The organism is Oleiphilus sp. HI0125 (assembly GCF_001635355.1).
Genome location: NZ_LWGF01001375.1, coordinates 1 through 1620 on the forward strand (window position 1 = coordinate 1; position 1620 = coordinate 1620).

Here is a 1620-nt window from a genome sequence, read left to right on the forward strand (position 1 = left end):
ACCATTTCTCTTTGTGGCATAAATGATCATACGCCCATTAGGAGACACACTAGGTGATTCATCCAAAGGTGTGTCCGTCAAAATATATTGGTCCGTTCCGTCAGCGTTCATCGATGCGATATGGTAATCACGCGTTGACTTATGAACAAAATAAACTTTCTCACCATCATAACTAAATCGCGGACGCGCATTATAACGGCCCTTAAAGGTCAAGCGCTCGGGACGTCTTTCGACAAGATCCATCTCATAGATTTGAGGCGTGCCAGAACGATCACTGGTAAACACAATTCGTCTACCATCGCGCGACCAACTACCTTCAGTGTCAATACCATAATGATTGGTCAAGCGATCCAAACTCGCCGATGCAATATGATAGGAATAGATCTCAGCGTTCCCATCTTTCGACAAAGTCATTAGCAGCTTTTTATCATCTGGCGACCACATAGGCGAACTATTCAAACCACGAAAATTAGTAATCTGCTTACGCTTTCCAGTTTTAATGTTTTGAATATAGATCGCCGGTCGACCGCTCTCGAAAGAGACATATGCAATACGTGTTGCATCGTTTGACCAAGAAGGCGACAAGACTGGTTTAGCACTTTTAAACAAGGTCTTGGAACGCTGTCCATCCGCATCAGCTAACTGAAGTCGATACTCAGCATCGTCACCCTTTAGATCTAAAGTGACATAAGCGATTTTGGTTGAGAATGCACCACGCACACCCGTGATCGCTTCATAAATTTTATCCGATATACGATGCGCTAACTGTCGCATCCCCGTCGTACTAGAAGAAATCAGCTCACCGACAACGCGCTTCTGATTATATACATCCATTAGCTCGTACTGGACGTGAAATCGCCTACCCGCTGCATCTGAGCTAACCTGCCCCACCAGCACAAAACTCTGCCCTAGCATCTTCCAATCACGAAAATACACATCCCCTGATTTATCAGGAAGACTCAGCATTTTATTGGTCGGCAAGGTAACGAAATCTCCACTACGCAATAAATTCGCATCGATAATTCGTGCGATATCCGCAGGAAGGGCTTGGTTCGTGCGATTAGTAAATGGAACAACAGCAATTGGAACGGCGTCGTCCGACCCCTTGGTAATCTCAATACGAAGCTCAGCATAAACTGCCTGCACGCAAAAGGCGCTCACCAAAAAAACTCTCAATAGAAATAACAACACCCTAACCTCGCACATATACCAACTAAGCTTCTGGCTTAAAGCTCATTTGAAAAGACCTAAAATATTTTTCAAAGAATGCCGTTTCTTTTGGCACTTCAAACTTACCTACCGCATTAACCGCCGCCAATGCACTTTGATCCAAAGCAGAGTTACCACTACTGTCTATTACATCTACGCTCTGCAGCTCACCCGTAGGAAACAATCGAATACGCAGTACGACAGTGTCGTTTTGAGCCCCGGGCGGCTTGAACCATCGAGATTCAATACGGCTACGAATAATCGACAAATATCTGGTCTTTTCATCCAAATCAAAAACAGGCTCTGGAGATTGCGCAGACTCTTTGAGATCTTGAATACCTTTAAGGCGCTCTGCCATACGCTGCTCTCGTAGCGTTTTCTCTCGTTGTTCAGCCAATTTCTCTAAACGTC

General features: G+C 44.8%; 2 protein-coding genes. Both read right to left on the reverse strand.

Translation table 11 applies throughout. From position 1 onward, the window contains the following. A partial coding sequence (gene tolB / locus A3762_RS23535) for a Tol-Pal system beta propeller repeat protein TolB (protein ID WP_068757915.1) occupies positions 1-1146 on the reverse strand: 1146 nt, incomplete at its 3' end. Between the two features lie 67 nt (positions 1147-1213). Continuing rightward, on the reverse strand, positions 1214-1620 hold a 407-nt coding region (gene tolA, locus A3762_RS23540), incomplete at its 5' end, for a cell envelope integrity protein TolA (protein ID WP_068757917.1).